Raw genomic sequence first — 17,455 nt, 5'->3', positions numbered from 1 at the left:
TCAATCTTCGTTTTTAAACCAGCCTGAATACATCACATAATTATTTGAAATACGCTCGATTTCGCCTGCAAAATCTGACTGATCAATATCTTTCACTTTTTTGGCAGGAACACCGGCGTAAATACTTCCTGAAGTTACCACTGTGTTTTGTGTTAAAACTGCCCCGGCTGCAATAATCGAATTACTTTCGACAACACAATTATCCATTACGATAGCTCCCATTCCAATCAACACATTGTCATGAATAGTACAGCCATGTACAATCGCATTGTGTCCTATTGAGACGTTATTACCAATAATTGTCGGATGTTTTTTATAGGTACAATGAATAATAGCACCATCCTGAATATTGACCTTATTCCCAATTTTAATAAAATTTACATCGCCACGAATCACAGCATTGAACCAAACACTACATGAATCACCAAAAATAACATCGCCAACAATAGTGGCATTTTCCGCAACATAACAATCATCAGGAATTATGGGAGACTTCCCGTTTACAGCTTTTATTAACATGATATTCTAAATTTAATTAACCGCAGGACATTTACAATCGTATCGTTCTCTGGTACAAAACAAATTAATCCCAAGAGTAATCTGATGATAACCGCCTGTATCAAATTTTACATCGCCTGTAACGTTTGAATATGTATAGGCAAACATGATTTTTTTATAATTAAGACCAATTATAGGTGTTATATACTGTAATTTTTGATTATTGGCTTCGCTTCCTGCGCTGTATCTTGCTCCGTCAAAACTTCTTCTGTAAGACAATGCAGCCCATAAACTCCCAAAATCCATATTTTTATAAGCTTTCAAATTCAGATCAATAGACTTTTCTTTCGTTTTATCAAAAAATTGAAATAAAATAGAAGGCTCCCAGGTAATATTTTCTGTTTTTCCAAAAACGTATCCTGCGCTAAAAAGAAATTTTCTCAAATTATCACTTTCATAATCAGTATATAATTGCCTTCTGGTTTCAATAAGTCCTTGAACAGTCGCGTGAGCATAAAAATCCAAAAAATTATACGAAGCTCCTACATCAACATTGAAGTAAGAATCTGTTTGAACTGATCCGAAAACAATTGGGTCAAAGACGCCTCCAAATGCAGTTTCATCCAACTGACTCTGAATAAAACCTCCGCTAATACCAAAAGAAAGCTGGTTTAAATCCAGTTCACTTCTTGAAAACATAATATGATGGGCATACGTAAGTTTCACTCCCTTTTGCGAATGATAACCATTTTTATCATTAAAAACGATAATACCAGCACCTGACCTTTCACCAACTCTACCATTAAAACTTAAGGTTTGCAAAGAGGGTGCATCATCCTGACCAAACCATTGTTTTCTGGCAGTCAATCTTATTTTGGCACAATTTGCTGCGCCAGCCATAGAGGGGTGAATCAAGTAATAATTATCAGACAAATAATCAGAGTATACCGGAATCCCTTCTTGCGAATAGGAATAAAGAGAAGTGATTATAAAAACAAATAAGATTCTGATTCTCAATTTCGTATAAGTCAACATATTAGATGCTTTTTAAATTTAACAAGATTGATTACAAAAAGAATCTTAATTATTTTATTAAAAAATCAAATATAGCCATTAGTAGAAAATAACTTTATTAAATTTACAAAAAATATACAGACATGGTAAAAATCACTATAAAAGAAACTCAAAATCCGACGATCATAAAATTCGAATTTGAAGATTTTATAACTCAGAATCAAAATTTTGAATTCAAAAATATCGATGAAGCAAAATCATCCCCTTTAGCTCAACAATTATTTTATCTTCCATTCGTAAAAACAGTTTATATTTCAGGGAATTTTATTGCTGTAGAAAGATTCAGCATTGTAGAATGGGAGGATGTTCAGGATGCTGTTGCTGAACAAATTGAAGCTTTTGTTAATAACGGCGGTAGCATCATAAACATAGATGAAAACAAGTCTAAAAAACAACCGATAACTGTTTATGGGGAAACAACTCCAAATCCGGCTGCCTTAAAATTTGTAGTAAGCAGAATGCTGACTAAAAATGCTGTTGAATACAAAAATATAGACCAGACAGCTTCTTCTCCATTAGCAAAAGAATTATTTAAGTTTCCATATGTGAAAGAAGTTTTTATTGATGAAAATTACATTTCGGTTACTAAATACGACATCAATGACTGGCAGGAAATTACTCTTGAACTAAGAACTTTCATCAAACAGTTTATTGAAAATGGAGGAACAGTTTTAGACGAAAGTTTAATTGAAACTTCTACTAAAAATGATATTACAAAAGATGAAGCTTTTGATAAATTAGACGTAACATCACAACAAATAATTAACATTCTGGAAGAATATGTAAAGCCGGCTGTTGCAGCAGATGGAGGAAATATTGCTTTTGATTCGTATAATGAAAATGACAAAGTTGTAAAAGTGATTTTACAGGGTGCCTGCAGTGGTTGTCCATCCTCTACATTTACTTTAAAAAGTGGTATCGAAAATATGCTAAAAAGCATGTTGAATGATGAAAAAATTACTGTTGAAGCTTTAAATGCTTAAAAAACAAATTAATTTATATTTAAAAGCGTCATTTATGGCGCTTTTTTAAGCTCCATACTTAACTTATTTTCAGTAATTTATCAAAGAAACCTATATATTTAAGCAAAATAGTTAATATTGCATTTAACTTATTAATTTTATGAAACATGGGACTATCATCGTTTTTAAGAAATTTACTCGGCAAATCTAAGAATTCCTCTGTCGCCCTCAGTACTCAAACACAAAATGCCAATACAGAAACCGAAGAAACGACTGCAACTTCATATATTGAAAAAGCAGAAACTTTTTTCGAGGAAACTTTTACTAAAATTAAAGAAACCTCAGAACCTATATTCGAAGAGGCTGAGGAATTTACTGATCAGGCAAAAGATATCCTAAGTCAATATGTAGAAAAAACGACAGACTCTCTAAATGACATTATTGATTCCGTAAAAGAGAGTGTAGAAACTGAAAATACTCAACCAATAGCTTATGATACAGTAGTAGACATTAGCGAAAAAACAATAACAGAAAATGACTAATAACTGTTATATCTTATAAGAATTAAGACTTTTTTTCAACAGTAAATCTTTATATTTGCAAAATTAATATACCTTCTCTTTCAGAAGGTTTTTTTTATCTAAAAACATGGATGTTAACCCAGATCAACTCAGTAATTACGCAACGCGATTTATTGATTTATTAATTGATTATTCGCCGAAATTAATTTCTGCTTTTTTAATTTTATTTATTGGCTTATACGCCATCAGATTGACAAACAGAATCATTAGAAACATAATGATTAAAAGAAATTTAGACCCCACTTTATCTAAGTTTCTTGCTGACATATTGCTATGGGCTTTACGAATTTTATTATTCGTAACCGTTATTTCAAATCTGGGAGTACCAACTTCATCATTTGTTGCTATTTTAGGAGCAATGGGTTTAGCTGTGGGCTTATCATTACAAGGTTCACTTTCAAACTTTGCTGGCGGAATGCTGATTATCCTTTTCAAGCCTTTCAAGGTAGGAGATACTATTGAAGCACAAGGCATTGTTGCTACAGTAGCAGAAATTCAAATTTTTGTTACAAAATTAATAACGGGAAACAACCAAACTGTTTTTATTCCAAATGGAGCATTATCCAATGGAAATATTATTAATTATTCAATGCAGGGTGAGCGTAAAGCTGATTTAACTTTTGCCGTTTCTTATGACTCTGATATCAAAAAAACAAAGGATATTTTGTTAGACGTGTTAATTAAAAACCCTAAAGTTCTTAAAACTCCGACACCTGAAGTTTTTGTAAAGAACTTAACGGCAAGTTCTATAGAATTCGCAGTTCGTCCATGGGCAAAAAACGAAAACTACGGAGCTGTTTTTTCTGAAACTTTGGAGAATTGCAAAACAGCATTAGATGAAGCAGGTATTGCAATTCAACCTTATACGCTGCAGAAATAAAAAATACTTATTGTTTTTTTGAAGGAGTAATCATAAAATCTTTTAAATAATAAGGTTCAAAATAAGCGACATCTACAGTGTCGCTTTTTTGATACTTATCATAACTGATTTTACTCATTGCTGCAGCCGAAGGATATTTAATATCTTCTAAAAATATGAAATTTTCATTCGTCAAAACTAACTTGCATTTTTCTGCACAGTCACCAACAAAATAAATTGTTTCAGTAAAATCCTTAAACGAATTTTCATCAATAACTTCTGCAAGTATTCGTCTTTCAATTTCTAAGTCAGCATTATAAATTGCGCTGTAAACCTCCATTCTTCTGGCATCCAGCATTGAAATTATTTTCCCTTCAGTAACTTTAGCCTGAGATGCTAAAGTTTGCAAAGTATCTACTGCAATCAATGGGATGTTTAATGCAAAACATAATCCTTTTGCTGCCGAAACCCCTATTCGCAGACCGGTATAAGACCCAGGCCCCTGACTTACGGCAACTGCTGCTAAATCATGAACTAAAATTCCCGTTTCAACGATTATTTCTTCTATAAAAACATGTAATTTTTCAGCATGTGAATAGCCTTCTTCTGCAATTTCTTTGCATATAATGGTTTCACCATTTTTAGCAATGGATACAGAACAATTTTTGGTGGCGGTTTCTATATTGAGAATAAAAGACAATGTAATAAGTGTTTTTATTAAAAAATCATCTGAAAATTAAAGTTGCAAAAATAAAGGTTAATAACCAAAATAACAGAAATGCTACACATAAATTTGCTAATAAAAAGCCTAAATATATAATAAGTCTTTTTTGTACTGCAAAATATCTAAACTCATCATTATAATATTTTGTCTTATAAACACTGTAATGCACCCATATCAAATATATAACTACGAAAGTAAAAGCCCCAAGCAAACTGAAAAGGATTTCTGCCGGAACTCCATGCAATGCAATGATCATACTATTGATTTACTTTTTTGGAACTTCAGCTTTTTTAAGTTTTACCTTATCTCCGGAATTTAATTCTTTAGAAACGGTCGTATAAGGACCTGTAATAACAACATCACCAGATTTCAATCCAGACATTATCTCGATATTGGTATCATCCTGAATACCTGTTTTTATAATTCTGATTTTTGCTTTATCCCCGACTTTTACGAAAACACATTCGAATCTTTTATCACTTTTAGGTGTAATCTTTTTATCTTCATTGGGATGATCCTCAACTTTAAAATCTTTTACAGCTGTTGTATCTGATTTTACTACAACAGAGCTAATTGGCACTGCCAAAACATTAGTTTTCGTTTTTGTAATAATATCAACAGTTGCTGTCATTCCGGGTCTGAATGGTGAATATGATGCAGGCTTACCTTCCAGCAGATCCAGGTAAGATTCTTTTAAAATCCTAACCTTTACCTTAAAATTAGTCACCTGATCTGAAGTTAAAGTGGTACTTGCAGAATTCGAAATACTTGTTACAGTACCTTTAAATTTTTTCTTTAGATAAGCATCAACTTCTACATTTGCTTCATCACCTATTTTTATTTTTACAATATCATTTTCATTTACATCTACTTCAACTTCCATGTTGTTAAGATTAGCCACTCTTAAAAGTTCTGTTCCGGCCATCTGCTGCGTTCCCAGAACACGTTCACCCAACTCTACATTTAATACTGAAATAGTTCCGTCTGCCGGAGCATAAATTGTGGTACGACCTAAATTATCTTTTGCCTCATTTACTGATGCAGAAGCACTTTGAACATTATAATACGAACTTTGTCTAGTCGCTTTAGCAACTTCAAATGAAGCGATAGCCTTGTCCCAGTCAGATTTCGAAATAACACCTTTATCATACAAGGTTTTATTTCGCTCATAATTCGCTTTTGCTTCTTTAAAACTAGCTTCTGATTGAGTTAAGCCAGCCTTGGTTCCGGATAAATTTGAAACAGAACGATTATAACTTGACGTATATAAATCCGGATTTATTTTTACCAGCAAATCACCTTTTTTTACAACCTGACCTTCTTTTACGTTTAACAAAATAATCTCCCCTGAAACTTCCGGAGATATTTTAACTTCTATTTCAGGTTGAATTTTACCGGTAGCTGAAACTGTTTCAACAATGGTAGAAGCTATTACTTTTGATGTTTCTACTTCTTTGCCTTCGTCCTTATTTCCTATTACTCCCGATTTTGAAAGTATTAGTAAAGTAGTAATAATAACTATTGCACCACCGACTAAGAAATAAATTGTTTTTTTTGACATAATAAATTATTTTTGAATAACCGGAACTATTGGAATCCCAAAGTAAAATTCAAGTATTTTTATTTTGAACATGTAATCATATTTTGTTCTGATAAGATCAGATTGCGCGTTGGTCAGTAATGTCTGCGCCTGAGTGAAATCAAATGAATTCATTAAACCAACATCATATTTTTCTTTCGCATAATTATAGGATTGTTGTCTTGCTTCTAATGTTACTGTCGAAGATTCATAAGCATTTAATGCTCCTTTTGCATCTGTAAAAGCTGTGTAAACATTACGTTGCAAATCTAAACTTTTTTGCTCTAAATCTATTTTAGATTTTTCTAAACTTACCTTATTACGCTCAACATTATTTCGTACTGAAAAACCATTGAAAATTGGAACTGACAATTGAAAACCAAAAGATTGACCTTTATTGTTACTAAATTGATCCAAAATTCCATCTGGACTTCCCAAAACCGGAGAATAATTATTCGTCAAAACTGACTGATTTGTTCCTTCTACATAACCAATTTGTGAAGTTGGATTTAACGTATTCGGAACTGATCCCGTCACAATATCTGAATAACTTGCTCTGGTATTAAAATTATAAAAAGCGCTCAAAGTAGGCTGATAAGCACCTTTAGCAATCGCTACATTTTTTTCAGCAATTTCAAGATTAGTCTGTGCAATCTTTAAGTCGGTTCTAATCTCTTTGGCTTTGTTGTAAATATCTACCGGATTTTGCGCCAAGATATTATTTTCATCTTTTACATTGGTATCATCAATTACATCAAAATCTGTAAAATCCTTAAGCTGTAATAATTGCGCCAAACTCAATTTAGAAATTAACAAACTATTTTCTGCAACAATAATTGCTTGCTGGTCTGTTGCGACAGTAGCTTTTAGGTCGTACAAATCACCACGTGGAATTGTACCTGCTTTAACCATCTCTTCCGAACGGGCAAATCGTTTTTCATCAATTATCATTTGCTCTTTTTTAACTTTCAAATTTTCTTTATTGAAAAGAATTTCTAAAAAAGCATTTGCAACATTTAGAGAAATATCCTCTTGCATTTTTACCAATTGATATTGTGACGCAATAATAGATAGTTTTGTTCTTCTATAGGTATTTTGAATTTGTAATCCTTTGTAAATATCAACACCCACACTAAGACCTACAGAAGAATATTGTGTAGTTTGATTTTCAAGTAAACCGGTAGTAATATTTTGATTCAAACCAACGTTCCATGAATGGGAAGCACTACCGTTTACAGAAGGCAGATAATTTCCAAAAGCATCTTTTTTATCTATTGCTGCGTTTTTAACATCTAACTCAGATAGTTTTATCGTGATATTATTATCTAATGCATATCGCACACATTCTTCCAGTGTCCATTGTTTTGTTTGTGCCTGAGCTGATAATCCAAGCCCAAATAACAAGGTAAAAACAAGATTATTATATTTATTTATTTTCATATATTTCGAATGAAAGCAGAGTAAAGATACCATGCAAATTTAATATTTTATAAACCCAAAAATCTTTTACAAAATCAAATTATTTTTTTTCGCCTTCTCCTTCACTAATCAATCCCTGATTCCAGATTTTAATTTTATCAGAAGATTTGATCCCGCTCTTAACCTGAACATAAATTCCATCACTAACTCCTAAAACCAAATTTTTACGTTGAAATTTTTGAGCAGTAGTCTCTACTTCTACATATGGTTTTTGCGTTTTTTTGTCAAATTGAACCAATGATTCTTTGATAGCCAAAACCTTGTCTGCCTTTTCCAAAATAATTGAAGCATTTGCACTTAAACCAGCTCTGATAAAAGTAGCATCTCTATTTTCTAAAGAAGCTTTAATCTCAAATTGAATAGCTCCGTTTTCAGTTACTCCTTTTGGAGCTATATAAGTTAAAACTGCATTAAATTTTTTATTTTCTATAGCTCCGACTGTAATTTCGATTGCCATTTTTTCTTTTATTTTTCCAACTTCAGATTCATCTATCTTTCCAATAAAAATCATTCTTCCAACATCTGCAACACTTGCTATAGTCGTCCCTTCATTAAAATTATTACTCTCAATAACCTGATTCCCTACTTTCACCGGTACGTCTAAAATCATTCCGTTAACTGTAGAACGAATAAGTGTATTTGCATAATTTCCTAATGATGCAGTTGTTCCTGTCTTTACAATATCCAGGTTTTGTTTTGCAGACAAATAATTTTGTTTAGCCTGCTTATAAGCCAATTGTGCTGCGTCAAAATCATTAGCAGAAATTACATCTTTATCAAATAGGGTCTTTTGTCTTTGGTATATCTTCTCCTGATTATCTAAAGCAATTTTAGCTGTCTGAACCTGATTTTGAGTACTGCTAACATTAGATACATTTGCAACAACCTTAATTTTTGCAATCATATCTCCGGCTTTAATTTTTTCTCCGGCTTTAATATAGACTGCTTCAATAATACCTGAGATATTTGGTTTGATTAAAACTTCTTCATCAGGCTGAATATTTCCGGTAGCAATAGTATTTTTTACAATCGTTTTAATTTCAGCTTTTTCTGTTTTAAAAACAATTGGTGATTCCTGGTTTTTAGCATACAAATAATATAAAGCGCCAAAAAAGATAATGGTAATAAGAACTAAAATAGTTATAGTTATTCCTTTTTTCATTTGTTTTTATTTAATCGATTATTTTGATTTATAATTTTATTCTGTTCTTAATGCATCAACGGGCTTTACTTTTATTGCAATCTGAGCCGGAATAAAACCCGCTAATAGCCCTGACCCCACTAATATTAGTAAAGCAACAAATACAACTCCTAAGTCTACACTTGGGTTTGCAAACATGGTATTGCTGTTTGGAGGCATTGAATCTAATGCCATGTTTAAAAGCGCAATGATTCCGGTCGCTACGGCTATCCCAAACATACCTGAAATGATTGTTAAAAATATGGCTTCTGATAAAATCTGTCCTCTAACTGCTGCCGGAGTAGCACCCAAAGCTCTCCGAATTCCAATTTCTTTCGTACGTTCTTTAACAACAATAAGCATAATATTTGAAATACCGATTACACCGGAAATCAACACCAAAGTTCCTACAAAATAAGCAATGATTTTTAAAATATTAAAAAGACTTTGCACTTTATTAAACTGTTCGTATAAATCAAAATTCCCAACTGCTCTTTCATCAGCAGGATTAACCGAGTGAAGTGCTTTTATTTTTTCTAAAATCTGTGGTTTTAAAGCCGTAATAGATGCTTCATCTTTGGCTGTAAGCGCCATCCATCCTACCTTATCTCCATAATTAAAAGCTTGCTGAAAAGTTGTAAACGGGACAAAAATATTTTTTTGTTCCTGCTCAGCATTTCCTCCTTGTTGTTTAGAGTTATATACCCCAACGACCATAAAATTAATGCCGTTGATTTTTACATATGTCCCAACAGCTTCTTCTTCTTTTCCATAAAGCTCAGTAATAACACCTTTTCCAATTACCGCTACTTTTCTTCTTTCAAGTATGTCTTGTTGATTTATAAAACGCCCTTTTGTGATATCCATTGGTTGCTGCTTTATCAATTCAGGATAATCACCATAAATGGTAAATGCAGAAGTTTTTGTCCCTCTAACTACATTGTTTGTCCCATTAAAATCACCCAATTGATTTCGGGGAGAAACATATAATAAATCCGGAAAAGCTGCTTTTAAAGATGCAACATCACTATTTCTAAAATCATAACGACGTACTTTTGGTAAGCCCTTATATGCTTTTGATGTTGTCTGACTCCACATAAACATAGTGTTTGTAGCTATTCCGTCAAAACCTTTTTTTACCCCATTTTCCAATCCATTTCCTGCAGCAAGTAATATTACTAAAATAAATATACCCCAAAACACACCAAATGCAGTTAAGACTGTTCTAAAAACATTGGCTGTTAAAGCCTGTAAAATCTCATCCCAATTATCTTTGCTAAACATAGTTATTCGTCTCTAAGTGCTACAATAGGTTTTATTTTTGCAGCTCTGTATGCCGGGAAAAAACCTGCCATGGCTCCTGCAAATACAAGTAAAACAAGTGTTGTTAGAGCTACACTAAAATCGACTTCAGGATTTCTGAAATATTCGCTCTGAACCATTGGCCCAACAAATTCCAGCAATAACAAACTAGCCAATAGTCCGGAAAAGCCGGCAATAGTGGTGATAAAAATAGATTCATGAAGTATCATAGAAATAATAGAAAAAGGTGATGCTCCTAACGCTTTTCTGATTCCAATTTCTTTAGTTCTTTCTTTTACAATGATAAGCATAATATTACTTACCCCAACAACACCGGCAATAATAGTACAAATACCAACCCACCAAAAGAACAATCTGATGTAAAGATTTAAATCATAAAATTGTTTTGCTTCTTCAACAGAATTATAAACTCCTATAGCACTATCGTCATTTGGAGCAATAATGTTTTTAGCTTTTAATAACCTTTTGACATCTTCGGTAAATTTTTTTGACTGTGCCAAAGCTTCATCATAATTGGCTTTCTTATTCAAAACAAACTGCATACCGGTTATTTTATCACCTGCACCAAAAGCACGCTGATTAGTGGTCATAGGCATATAAATCCTGGATTCTTCTCTTTCTCCGGAAGGATCTGTAAAAACTCCAATTACTTTAAAATTTATATTATTGACTAAAATCTCTTTTCCTATTGGATCTTTCTCTTTAAACAAATCCTGCTTAACCTTCAAACCAATGGCAACTACTTTCTCATTATTTTTCATATCACTATTGTTAATGAAACGTCCCTTAATAATAGTACCATTTTCAAGAGACAAATAATCCGGGCTAATACCTCTAAACTGATAATTTCCGGATTCTTTTCCATAACTCACAATACCTCCCCACGTATTACGAACAGATGATTTTTTATCAATCTCCTCATCAAATTTTTTAACAGGAAGATCATAATCACTGTTTCTTAACTGAATTTGCCTGCCTGGATTTAATCCTTTGTATTCTTTGGTTGTGACATTTGACCAAACTTCAATAATTCCTTTAGCATCATTCTCGAATTGCTTTTCAATTCCATTTTGAAGACCTTTTCCGGCACCAAGCAAAATCACTAAAATAAAAATTCCAGAAGCCACAGAAATTCCGGTAAGAAATGTTCTTAACCTGTTTTTGGAGATTGCTTCAAAGATTTCCTGCCAACGTTCAATATTAAACATAAGATGATGCTCTAACTTGTTCTACCTTTTTATCGTCAATAATTAATCCGTCTTTCAGGACTACATTTCTTTTGCACATAGCGGCAATATCAGGCTCATGAGTAACAATTAAAATAGTTTTTCCTTCATCATTAATTCCCTGTATAAGTTCCATAACCTCATAAGAAGTTTTAGTATCTAAAGCTCCTGTTGGCTCATCTGCCAATAAAACTTTCGGATTTGATGCCAATGCCCTTGCAATAGCAACACGTTGTTTTTGACCTCCTGAAAGCTCATTTGGTAAATGATGCGAATGAGACCCCAGTCCTACTTTCTCCAAATATTTCATTGCAATATCGTAGCGTTCTTTTCTTTTTATTCCTTGATAATACAACGGCATAGCTACATTATCAAGAGCAGTCTTATAATTTATTAAATTGAAAGATTGAAAAACAAATCCCAGAAATTTATTCCGATATTTTGATGCTATTGTTTCGTTAAGATTTTTTATCGGAGTTTTATCTAATATGTAACTTCCTGAATCTGCCTCATCCAGAATTCCTAAAATATTAAGAAGTGTAGATTTTCCTGAACCAGAAGATCCCATTATGGCAACAAGTTCTCCTTCTTCTATATTAAAATTTATCCCTTTTAACACATGCAATTCTGAACTTCCCATTTTATAGGATTTATGCAAATCTTTGATTTCAATCATAATACCGCTGAATTTTAAGACAATAATAACATTTTAATTACGTATTTTATGGTAATAAAAAGTTAATAAATTTTATCTGACTTTTAGAATAAGACTACATAATTGACTAATTGTTACACTTTTTTCAAAGAATATAAAAGTTTTCTTAATTTTGCCACACTAAAAACCTTCACATGAAATTTCTTTCTTTTTCAGTTCTTTGTATAACCTTAACATTGTTGGTTAGCTGCTCTACATCTAAAAAACTGGCCACATTAAAACCTGAACCGGATGATGCTAGTCCGTTAATTTATGACACTAATCCATCTTTTATTAATTTACCGATCACTGTAAAATTAAAAGATGTTGAAAATCAAACCAATACACTTTTGAACGGATTGATTTTCGAAGATAATAATATTGAGGATGATGACATAGAAATAAAAATCTGGAAACAGGCTCCAATCAAAATTCAAAACGATCCGGCAAACGCAGATAAAAAGATAAAAACCATTTTGCCTTTAAAAGCAAATATTAAATACCGAATTGGAACTAAGAAATTAGGAGTCGAACTTTACGACACACGTGAATTCAACTTGAATGGCGTAATTACTTTGTCAAGTGAAGCCAACTTAACAAACTGGAAACTAAACACAAAAACAGAATTTAAATCTCTTGACTGGAACGAAAGTCCAACCATGACTGTTTTTGGAAAAAACATGCCTATCACTTATTTAGTAAATCCGGCAATTTCTATTTTTAAATCAAAAATTGAAAAAAGTATAGATTCGGCAATCGAAGAATCAATGGATTTTAAGCCAAATGTTTTATCAGCTTTAGAAAAAATCTGCACGCCTTTGAAAATGAACGAAACTTATGAAAGCTGGCTTCGAATTGTTCCGGTAGAAGTATATTCGACTAATGTAAAACTCAAAAACGATTTGTTTTTACTGAATATGGGAATGAAGTGCAATATGGAAACTTTGATTGGAAAACAACCTGAATCTAAGTTTAATAGCTCTAAAATTGTTTTGAAACCGATAGCCAAAATTCCAAATCAAATTACAACTAATATCGCTGCTATATCAAGTTATGTTGAGGCTTCAAAAATAATGACTAAAAATTTTGCGGGACAGGAATTTGGAACCGGAAGTAAAAAAGTTACCGTAAAAAACGTTGAAATTTGGCATAAAGACGGAAAAATGGTAATTGCTCTTGAGGTTTTAGGATATGTAAACGGAACCATTTATTTAAACGGTTTTCCCCAATATAACCCACAGACTAAAGAAATTTATTTCGATAAACTGGATTATGTTTTAGATACGAAAAGTAAATTAATGCGAACAGCAAACTGGCTTGCTCAAGGTTATATCCTGAAAAAAATGGAAGAAAACTGCAGATATTCAATACAGCCTAATTTAGAAGAAGGTAAAAAAAGTATGACCGCTTATCTTAAAAATTACTCCCCAATGCCAGGTGTTTTTATTAACGGAAAAATGGAAGATATACAGTTTGACAAAATACAATTAACCAATCAGGCCATTATAGCATTTATCAAAATCAACGGAACAGTGAATGTCTCTGTTGATGGATTAAAATAAAAAAAGACCGAATTCATTCGGTCTTTTTGCTTTTTGATTGATACATTCTATAAATTAAAAATCCAATTATAGCTACAAGCAAATACGGAATTACCATTAAATAAACGATTCCATCATTTACTGCCTCAGCTTTTTTAATGTTTGATTCTCCCGAAAGAGCAGCACGACACATTGCACATTGAGCATTTGCAGTGAGAGAAAAGAATATAGAAAATAGAATATAGAAATATTTCTTTGAGACCAAACTCGCAGCTATACTTCTATACGCTATTCTATTTTCTTTATTCGTTATTCTATTTTGTATGTTAAGCATAATAAGGAGAAATCATTAAATAAACAATTACGCCTGTTACAGCAACATATAACCAAAGTGGAAATGTTATTCTGGCAATTTTTCTATGCCTGTCAAAACGTTGCCCAAGAGCCCTCACATAACTAATTAAGACCAACGGAATAATAGCAACCGATAATATAATATGAGTTCCTAAAATAAAGTAATACAAAAATCTAACAGTTCCCACTTTCGCTTTTTCTACAGCATCAACAATTCCATCATGATTTAGGTCTCCCAATTTTACCGACTCAGCCGTCATATGATACGCTACATACATGACCAGAAAAGCCAGTGATAAAGCAATAGCAAAAGTCATTAAACGCTGATGGAGCTTTTGTTTACCATTTTTAATTGCTATTACTGCCAAAACTAAAACCACAGCAGTAATGCCATTTGTAGTGGCATAAATTGGGGGTAAAAACGAAAGAGGCTCAACATTAATTCCGAAGTCTTTTAATTTAACGGCAAATAAAATACCTACTACAGTTGGAATTAAAATAGAAACTATAGTTATAATTTTATTGAATTTTTTTTCTAATGAATGCTCTTCCATCTTATTCTTCTAATAATATTTTAATATCTTGCTGAATGTCTCTAACGCCTTTTTTATCCAGGCCGTCATAATATAAAATTGGATTTCCGAAATCGTCCTTACGACAACGAATATTCCCGTCTTTATCAATTAATGCAAATAATCCGGAATGTTCAAAACCACCATTTACTTTCACATTCTCTCCCGCATACAAATTAAATCCTTTATTGGATAAATCCATGATAGTTGTTTTATCTCCGGTAAGAAAATTCCATGTAGATGATTTAACACCTAATAGCTCTCTATGCTCTTTTAAAACTTTTACAGTATCATGAGTTGGATCAATCGTAATAGAAACGATTCCAAAGTTAGGATTCCCAAAAAAAGTTTTTTCAATCTCTAGCATACTCAGATTCATTTTTGGGCAGATCGATGGACACGTAGTAAAGAAAAACTCTAATACATAAACTTTACCTTTATAAGTCTCATTTGAAATTTTAATATTGTCCTGATTAGTTAATTCAAACTTAGGAGCGGCTCCAATTTTTACTAATTTTGTATCTGCTTTTGAAGTTTTCTGATCTACATTATCCAAGCGGTCCCCTTTTATGACTTCGCCATTTTTTATCCTGTCTACAATTTTAGGTACTGCATAAATTCCGAAAATTAAAATGATAAACGAAATTCCGATATAAGATTTATTTTTAAACATACAGTTCTAATTTATAATTGTTTAGTAGCATTATGATTTTTTTTAAGAGCTGCACGGTATTCGTACAAAATTATTTTAAAATCATCCAGCATTTCGTTGCTTAATTCAGACGGATGAAAAGTACTATAACCTTCTTTATATTCCTCTTTTTTGTCTTTGTTATCCCCTTTTCTGCCTCTAAGATTTCTTTCTTTATCAACAATAAAAACATTAGGTGTTCCCAGATTTTGATCTAGTTTACCTTTTAAACGTAATTGATTATAAAAAGCTTCAATTTGAGCAGGAGGAGCAAAAATAAAATTCCACCCTTTAACATCCGTAAAAGGTTTAAGTGCATCAACCACTTTTTGAGCATCCTTTTCCGTACCTATTGGACAAACTATTACAAATTGAAGATCTTCAAAACCATAATAGCGTTTGTAAATTTTTTCATTTAAATTAAAATAATTTCCCCGGTTGCTTAAAATATCAGATCCTGAAAATCCTAAAACAGTAATTTTTTTATTAAGAGAAACTTTTTTATTATCTAAAGATTTCCAATTTCCAAAATCAGCAATTTTTGGAGTAATTACAGGAAGTGTAGTAAAACTATTCACGCCAGAAGCAAAAAACAAATAGGCAACAATTGGCAATACAAAAAGCGAAAAAAGAACTATATTTTTTTTCATTGTTACAATGGAAGTTAATGAGGTACAAAAATAAAAAAAGCTCCGTTAAACGGAGCTTCTTTTCGAATTAATATCATGTTAAAAATTCCATTTAATAGTAGAATCTTTAAAAACCCCATAAATATAATTTCCTTCTGTTAAGAGAATAAACAATAAATATAAAACAAGGAAGATAACCGGTGAAACAACAGACCATCTAAGGCTGCTTTTTTCACCTTCCATATGCATAAATGCCCATACAATATAATATGCTTTGAAAATTGTAAGGATATAGAAAATCCAGTTTAACAAGTTCAAACCAACAAAATGATTAAATTCTAATGATTCAGGTTTTAAAATACCCAAAATAACTTCTACTGTAGTTACTACTGATAGTAATGCAAAAACAAACCAGATTCTTTTTGTATTTGATACGTGCTCGTGTGACATAATAATTAAAATCTAAAATTAAACTAAGTAGAAAACTGTAAATACAAATACCCAAACCAGATCGACAAAGTGCCAGTATAAACCAACTTTCTCTACCATTTCATAGCTTCTTCTTTTCTCGTAAGTACCTAATAACACATTAAAGAAAATAATGATATTAATAATAACTCCCGAAAATACGTGGAATCCGTGGAATCCTGTGATGAAGAAAAAGAAATCAGCAAATAATTTACTTCCGTATTCGTTTCTTGTCAGGTTTGCTCCTTCTACTACATATTTTGCAGTACCTAAACGAGACTCAGACTCTACCCTTGTCAGTACTGTTTTCTTCTTTTTATCAGTAAGCTGTTCTGTTCTGATTAATAATTCAGGATGTGCTTTAAAACCAGCCTGAACTTCAGCAACAGTATATGTTGGTTGTGTTTCAGCATCTTCAACAAACCAGGTTGCGTGGCTTCTTGTCAAAGCCTCTCTTTGCTCTGGTAATTTTACTGCAAAATCAGCCAAAGCTACTCTTTTACCGCTTGCATCAACAAACTGTAATAAACTTCCTCCAGCAGTTTCAACCGCACCATATTCTCCTTTTATGAAGTTTTTCCATTCCCAGGCCTGAGAACCAACGAAAATTAAACCTCCAATAATAGTTAAGAACATATATACAGCAACTTTTGTTTTCTTTAATTGGTGACCTGCATCAACAGCCAAAACCATTGTTACAGATGAAAAAATCAAAATAAAAGTCATTAAGGCTACGTAATACATCGGAGCCGAAACACCGTGCATAAACGGAAAGTGAGTAAACACCTCATCAGCCAAAGGCCAGGTTTCAATAAATTTAAATCTTGAAAAACCATAAGCAGCCAGGAATCCAGAGAATGTTAAGGCATCTGATACGATAAAAAACCACATCATCATTTTACCATAACTTGCTCCTAATGGCTGGATATGCTCTCCGCCTCCCCAAGTTTTTTCGTCGTTATTTGCAGTAGTAACTGTCGCTTCCATAAAAGATATTCGTTAAAAAGTTCCCAAATTTACG

At 32.3% G+C, this 17,455-nt stretch carries 19 protein-coding genes; 4 read left to right on the top strand and 15 right to left on the bottom strand.

Annotated elements, in window-relative coordinates; genetic code table 11:
- The gene (locus BXU10_RS10490) at nucleotides 1-519 is read right to left on the bottom strand and encodes a gamma carbonic anhydrase family protein (protein WP_078227283.1); all 519 of its coding nucleotides are present in this window, start codon (nucleotides 517-519) and stop codon (nucleotides 1-3) included.
- 12 nt (nucleotides 520-531) lie between these two features.
- On the bottom strand, nucleotides 532-1,533 hold the full coding sequence (locus tag BXU10_RS10485) for a type IX secretion system membrane protein PorP/SprF (RefSeq protein WP_078227282.1): 1,002 nt from the start codon (nucleotides 1,531-1,533) through the stop codon (nucleotides 532-534).
- 122 nt (nucleotides 1,534-1,655) lie between these two features.
- On the opposite strand from BXU10_RS10485, the gene BXU10_RS10480 reads away from it, so the two are divergent.
- From BXU10_RS10480 to BXU10_RS10470, 3 genes are all read left to right on the top strand, one after another.
- Nucleotides 1,656-2,555, top strand: a complete 900-nt coding sequence (locus BXU10_RS10480) for a NifU family protein (RefSeq protein WP_078227281.1) — start codon at nucleotides 1,656-1,658, stop codon at nucleotides 2,553-2,555.
- 146 nt (nucleotides 2,556-2,701) lie between these two features.
- On the top strand, nucleotides 2,702-3,076 hold the full coding sequence (locus BXU10_RS10475) for a YtxH domain-containing protein (protein ID WP_078227280.1): 375 nt from the start codon (nucleotides 2,702-2,704) through the stop codon (nucleotides 3,074-3,076).
- Nucleotides 3,077-3,182: 106 nt separating this feature from the next.
- Nucleotides 3,183-3,995: a mechanosensitive ion channel family protein gene (locus tag BXU10_RS10470; protein WP_078227279.1), complete on the top strand. Its 813-nt coding sequence runs from the start codon at nucleotides 3,183-3,185 to the stop codon at nucleotides 3,993-3,995.
- Between the two features lie 7 nt (nucleotides 3,996-4,002).
- Here BXU10_RS10470 and tsaB read toward each other — a convergent pair whose 3' ends face one another.
- The 7 genes from tsaB to BXU10_RS10430 all read right to left on the bottom strand — a co-directional run bounded on the left by tsaB (nucleotide 4,003) and on the right by BXU10_RS10430 (nucleotide 12,161).
- Nucleotides 4,003-4,674 (bottom strand): tRNA (adenosine(37)-N6)-threonylcarbamoyltransferase complex dimerization subunit type 1 TsaB, encoded by a 672-nt coding sequence (tsaB, locus tag BXU10_RS10465; RefSeq protein WP_078227278.1) that lies wholly within the window; start codon nucleotides 4,672-4,674, stop codon nucleotides 4,003-4,005.
- A gap of 289 nt (nucleotides 4,675-4,963) precedes the next feature.
- Nucleotides 4,964-6,259 carry an efflux RND transporter periplasmic adaptor subunit gene (locus tag BXU10_RS10455; protein ID WP_078227276.1) on the bottom strand — a complete coding sequence of 432 codons (1,296 nt, stop codon included), beginning with the start codon at nucleotides 6,257-6,259 and terminating at the stop codon, nucleotides 4,964-4,966.
- Nucleotides 6,260-6,265: 6 nt separating this feature from the next.
- Nucleotides 6,266-7,717, bottom strand: coding sequence for a TolC family protein (locus BXU10_RS10450; RefSeq protein ID WP_078227275.1), 1,452 nt, complete (start codon nucleotides 7,715-7,717; stop codon nucleotides 6,266-6,268).
- A 79-nt stretch (nucleotides 7,718-7,796) separates the two neighbouring features.
- Complete coding sequence (locus BXU10_RS10445; protein WP_078227274.1) at nucleotides 7,797-8,918, bottom strand: efflux RND transporter periplasmic adaptor subunit; 1,122 nt, start codon at nucleotides 8,916-8,918, stop codon at nucleotides 7,797-7,799.
- Between the two features lie 36 nt (nucleotides 8,919-8,954).
- On the bottom strand, nucleotides 8,955-10,220 hold the full coding sequence (locus BXU10_RS10440; RefSeq protein ID WP_078227273.1) for an ABC transporter permease: 1,266 nt from the start codon (nucleotides 10,218-10,220) through the stop codon (nucleotides 8,955-8,957).
- Between the two features lie 2 nt (nucleotides 10,221-10,222).
- On the bottom strand, nucleotides 10,223-11,467 hold the full coding sequence (locus tag BXU10_RS10435) for an ABC transporter permease (protein ID WP_031454445.1): 1,245 nt from the start codon (nucleotides 11,465-11,467) through the stop codon (nucleotides 10,223-10,225).
- On the bottom strand, nucleotides 11,460-12,161 hold the full coding sequence (locus tag BXU10_RS10430) for an ABC transporter ATP-binding protein (RefSeq protein WP_031454444.1): 702 nt from the start codon (nucleotides 12,159-12,161) through the stop codon (nucleotides 11,460-11,462). Before BXU10_RS10430 ends, BXU10_RS10435 begins: the two co-directional genes overlap by 8 nt.
- Before the next feature lie 173 nt (nucleotides 12,162-12,334).
- Here BXU10_RS10430 and BXU10_RS10425 point away from each other — a divergent pair, with 173 nt between their 5' ends.
- A complete protein-coding gene (locus BXU10_RS10425) occupies nucleotides 12,335-13,741 on the top strand; it encodes a DUF4403 family protein (RefSeq protein WP_078227272.1) in 1,407 nt (468 codons plus the stop codon).
- A 13-nt stretch (nucleotides 13,742-13,754) separates the two neighbouring features.
- Here BXU10_RS10425 and BXU10_RS10420 read toward each other — a convergent pair whose 3' ends face one another.
- The 6 genes from BXU10_RS10420 to BXU10_RS10395 all read right to left on the bottom strand — a co-directional run bounded on the left by BXU10_RS10420 (nucleotide 13,755) and on the right by BXU10_RS10395 (nucleotide 17,421).
- Nucleotides 13,755-14,054: a hypothetical protein gene (locus BXU10_RS10420; RefSeq protein ID WP_078227271.1), complete on the bottom strand. Its 300-nt coding sequence runs from the start codon at nucleotides 14,052-14,054 to the stop codon at nucleotides 13,755-13,757.
- On the bottom strand, nucleotides 14,047-14,628 hold the full coding sequence (locus BXU10_RS10415) for a DUF420 domain-containing protein (RefSeq protein WP_078227270.1): 582 nt from the start codon (nucleotides 14,626-14,628) through the stop codon (nucleotides 14,047-14,049). Before BXU10_RS10415 ends, BXU10_RS10420 begins: the two co-directional genes overlap by 8 nt.
- Before the next feature lies 1 nt (nucleotide 14,629).
- A complete protein-coding gene (locus BXU10_RS10410) occupies nucleotides 14,630-15,319 on the bottom strand; it encodes an SCO family protein (RefSeq protein WP_078227269.1) in 690 nt (229 codons plus the stop codon).
- 11 nt (nucleotides 15,320-15,330) lie between these two features.
- Nucleotides 15,331-15,987, bottom strand: a complete 657-nt coding sequence (locus BXU10_RS10405) for a hypothetical protein (protein ID WP_078227268.1) — start codon at nucleotides 15,985-15,987, stop codon at nucleotides 15,331-15,333.
- 78 nt (nucleotides 15,988-16,065) lie between these two features.
- Nucleotides 16,066-16,416: a cytochrome C oxidase subunit IV family protein gene (locus BXU10_RS10400; RefSeq protein ID WP_031454438.1), complete on the bottom strand. Its 351-nt coding sequence runs from the start codon at nucleotides 16,414-16,416 to the stop codon at nucleotides 16,066-16,068.
- Between the two features lie 18 nt (nucleotides 16,417-16,434).
- Entirely contained in the window at nucleotides 16,435-17,421 is a 987-nt protein-coding gene (locus BXU10_RS10395) for a cytochrome c oxidase subunit 3 (RefSeq protein WP_078227267.1), read from the bottom strand.
- Nucleotides 17,422-17,455 lie beyond the last annotated feature (34 nt).

The sequence above is a fragment of the Flavobacterium sp. LM4 genome, assembly GCF_002017935.1.
Taxonomy (GTDB): Bacteria; Bacteroidota; Bacteroidia; order Flavobacteriales; family Flavobacteriaceae; genus Flavobacterium; species Flavobacterium chungangense.
Note: the sequence above shows the minus strand (reverse complement) of the source record. Positions and strands in the feature narration are given on the sequence as shown.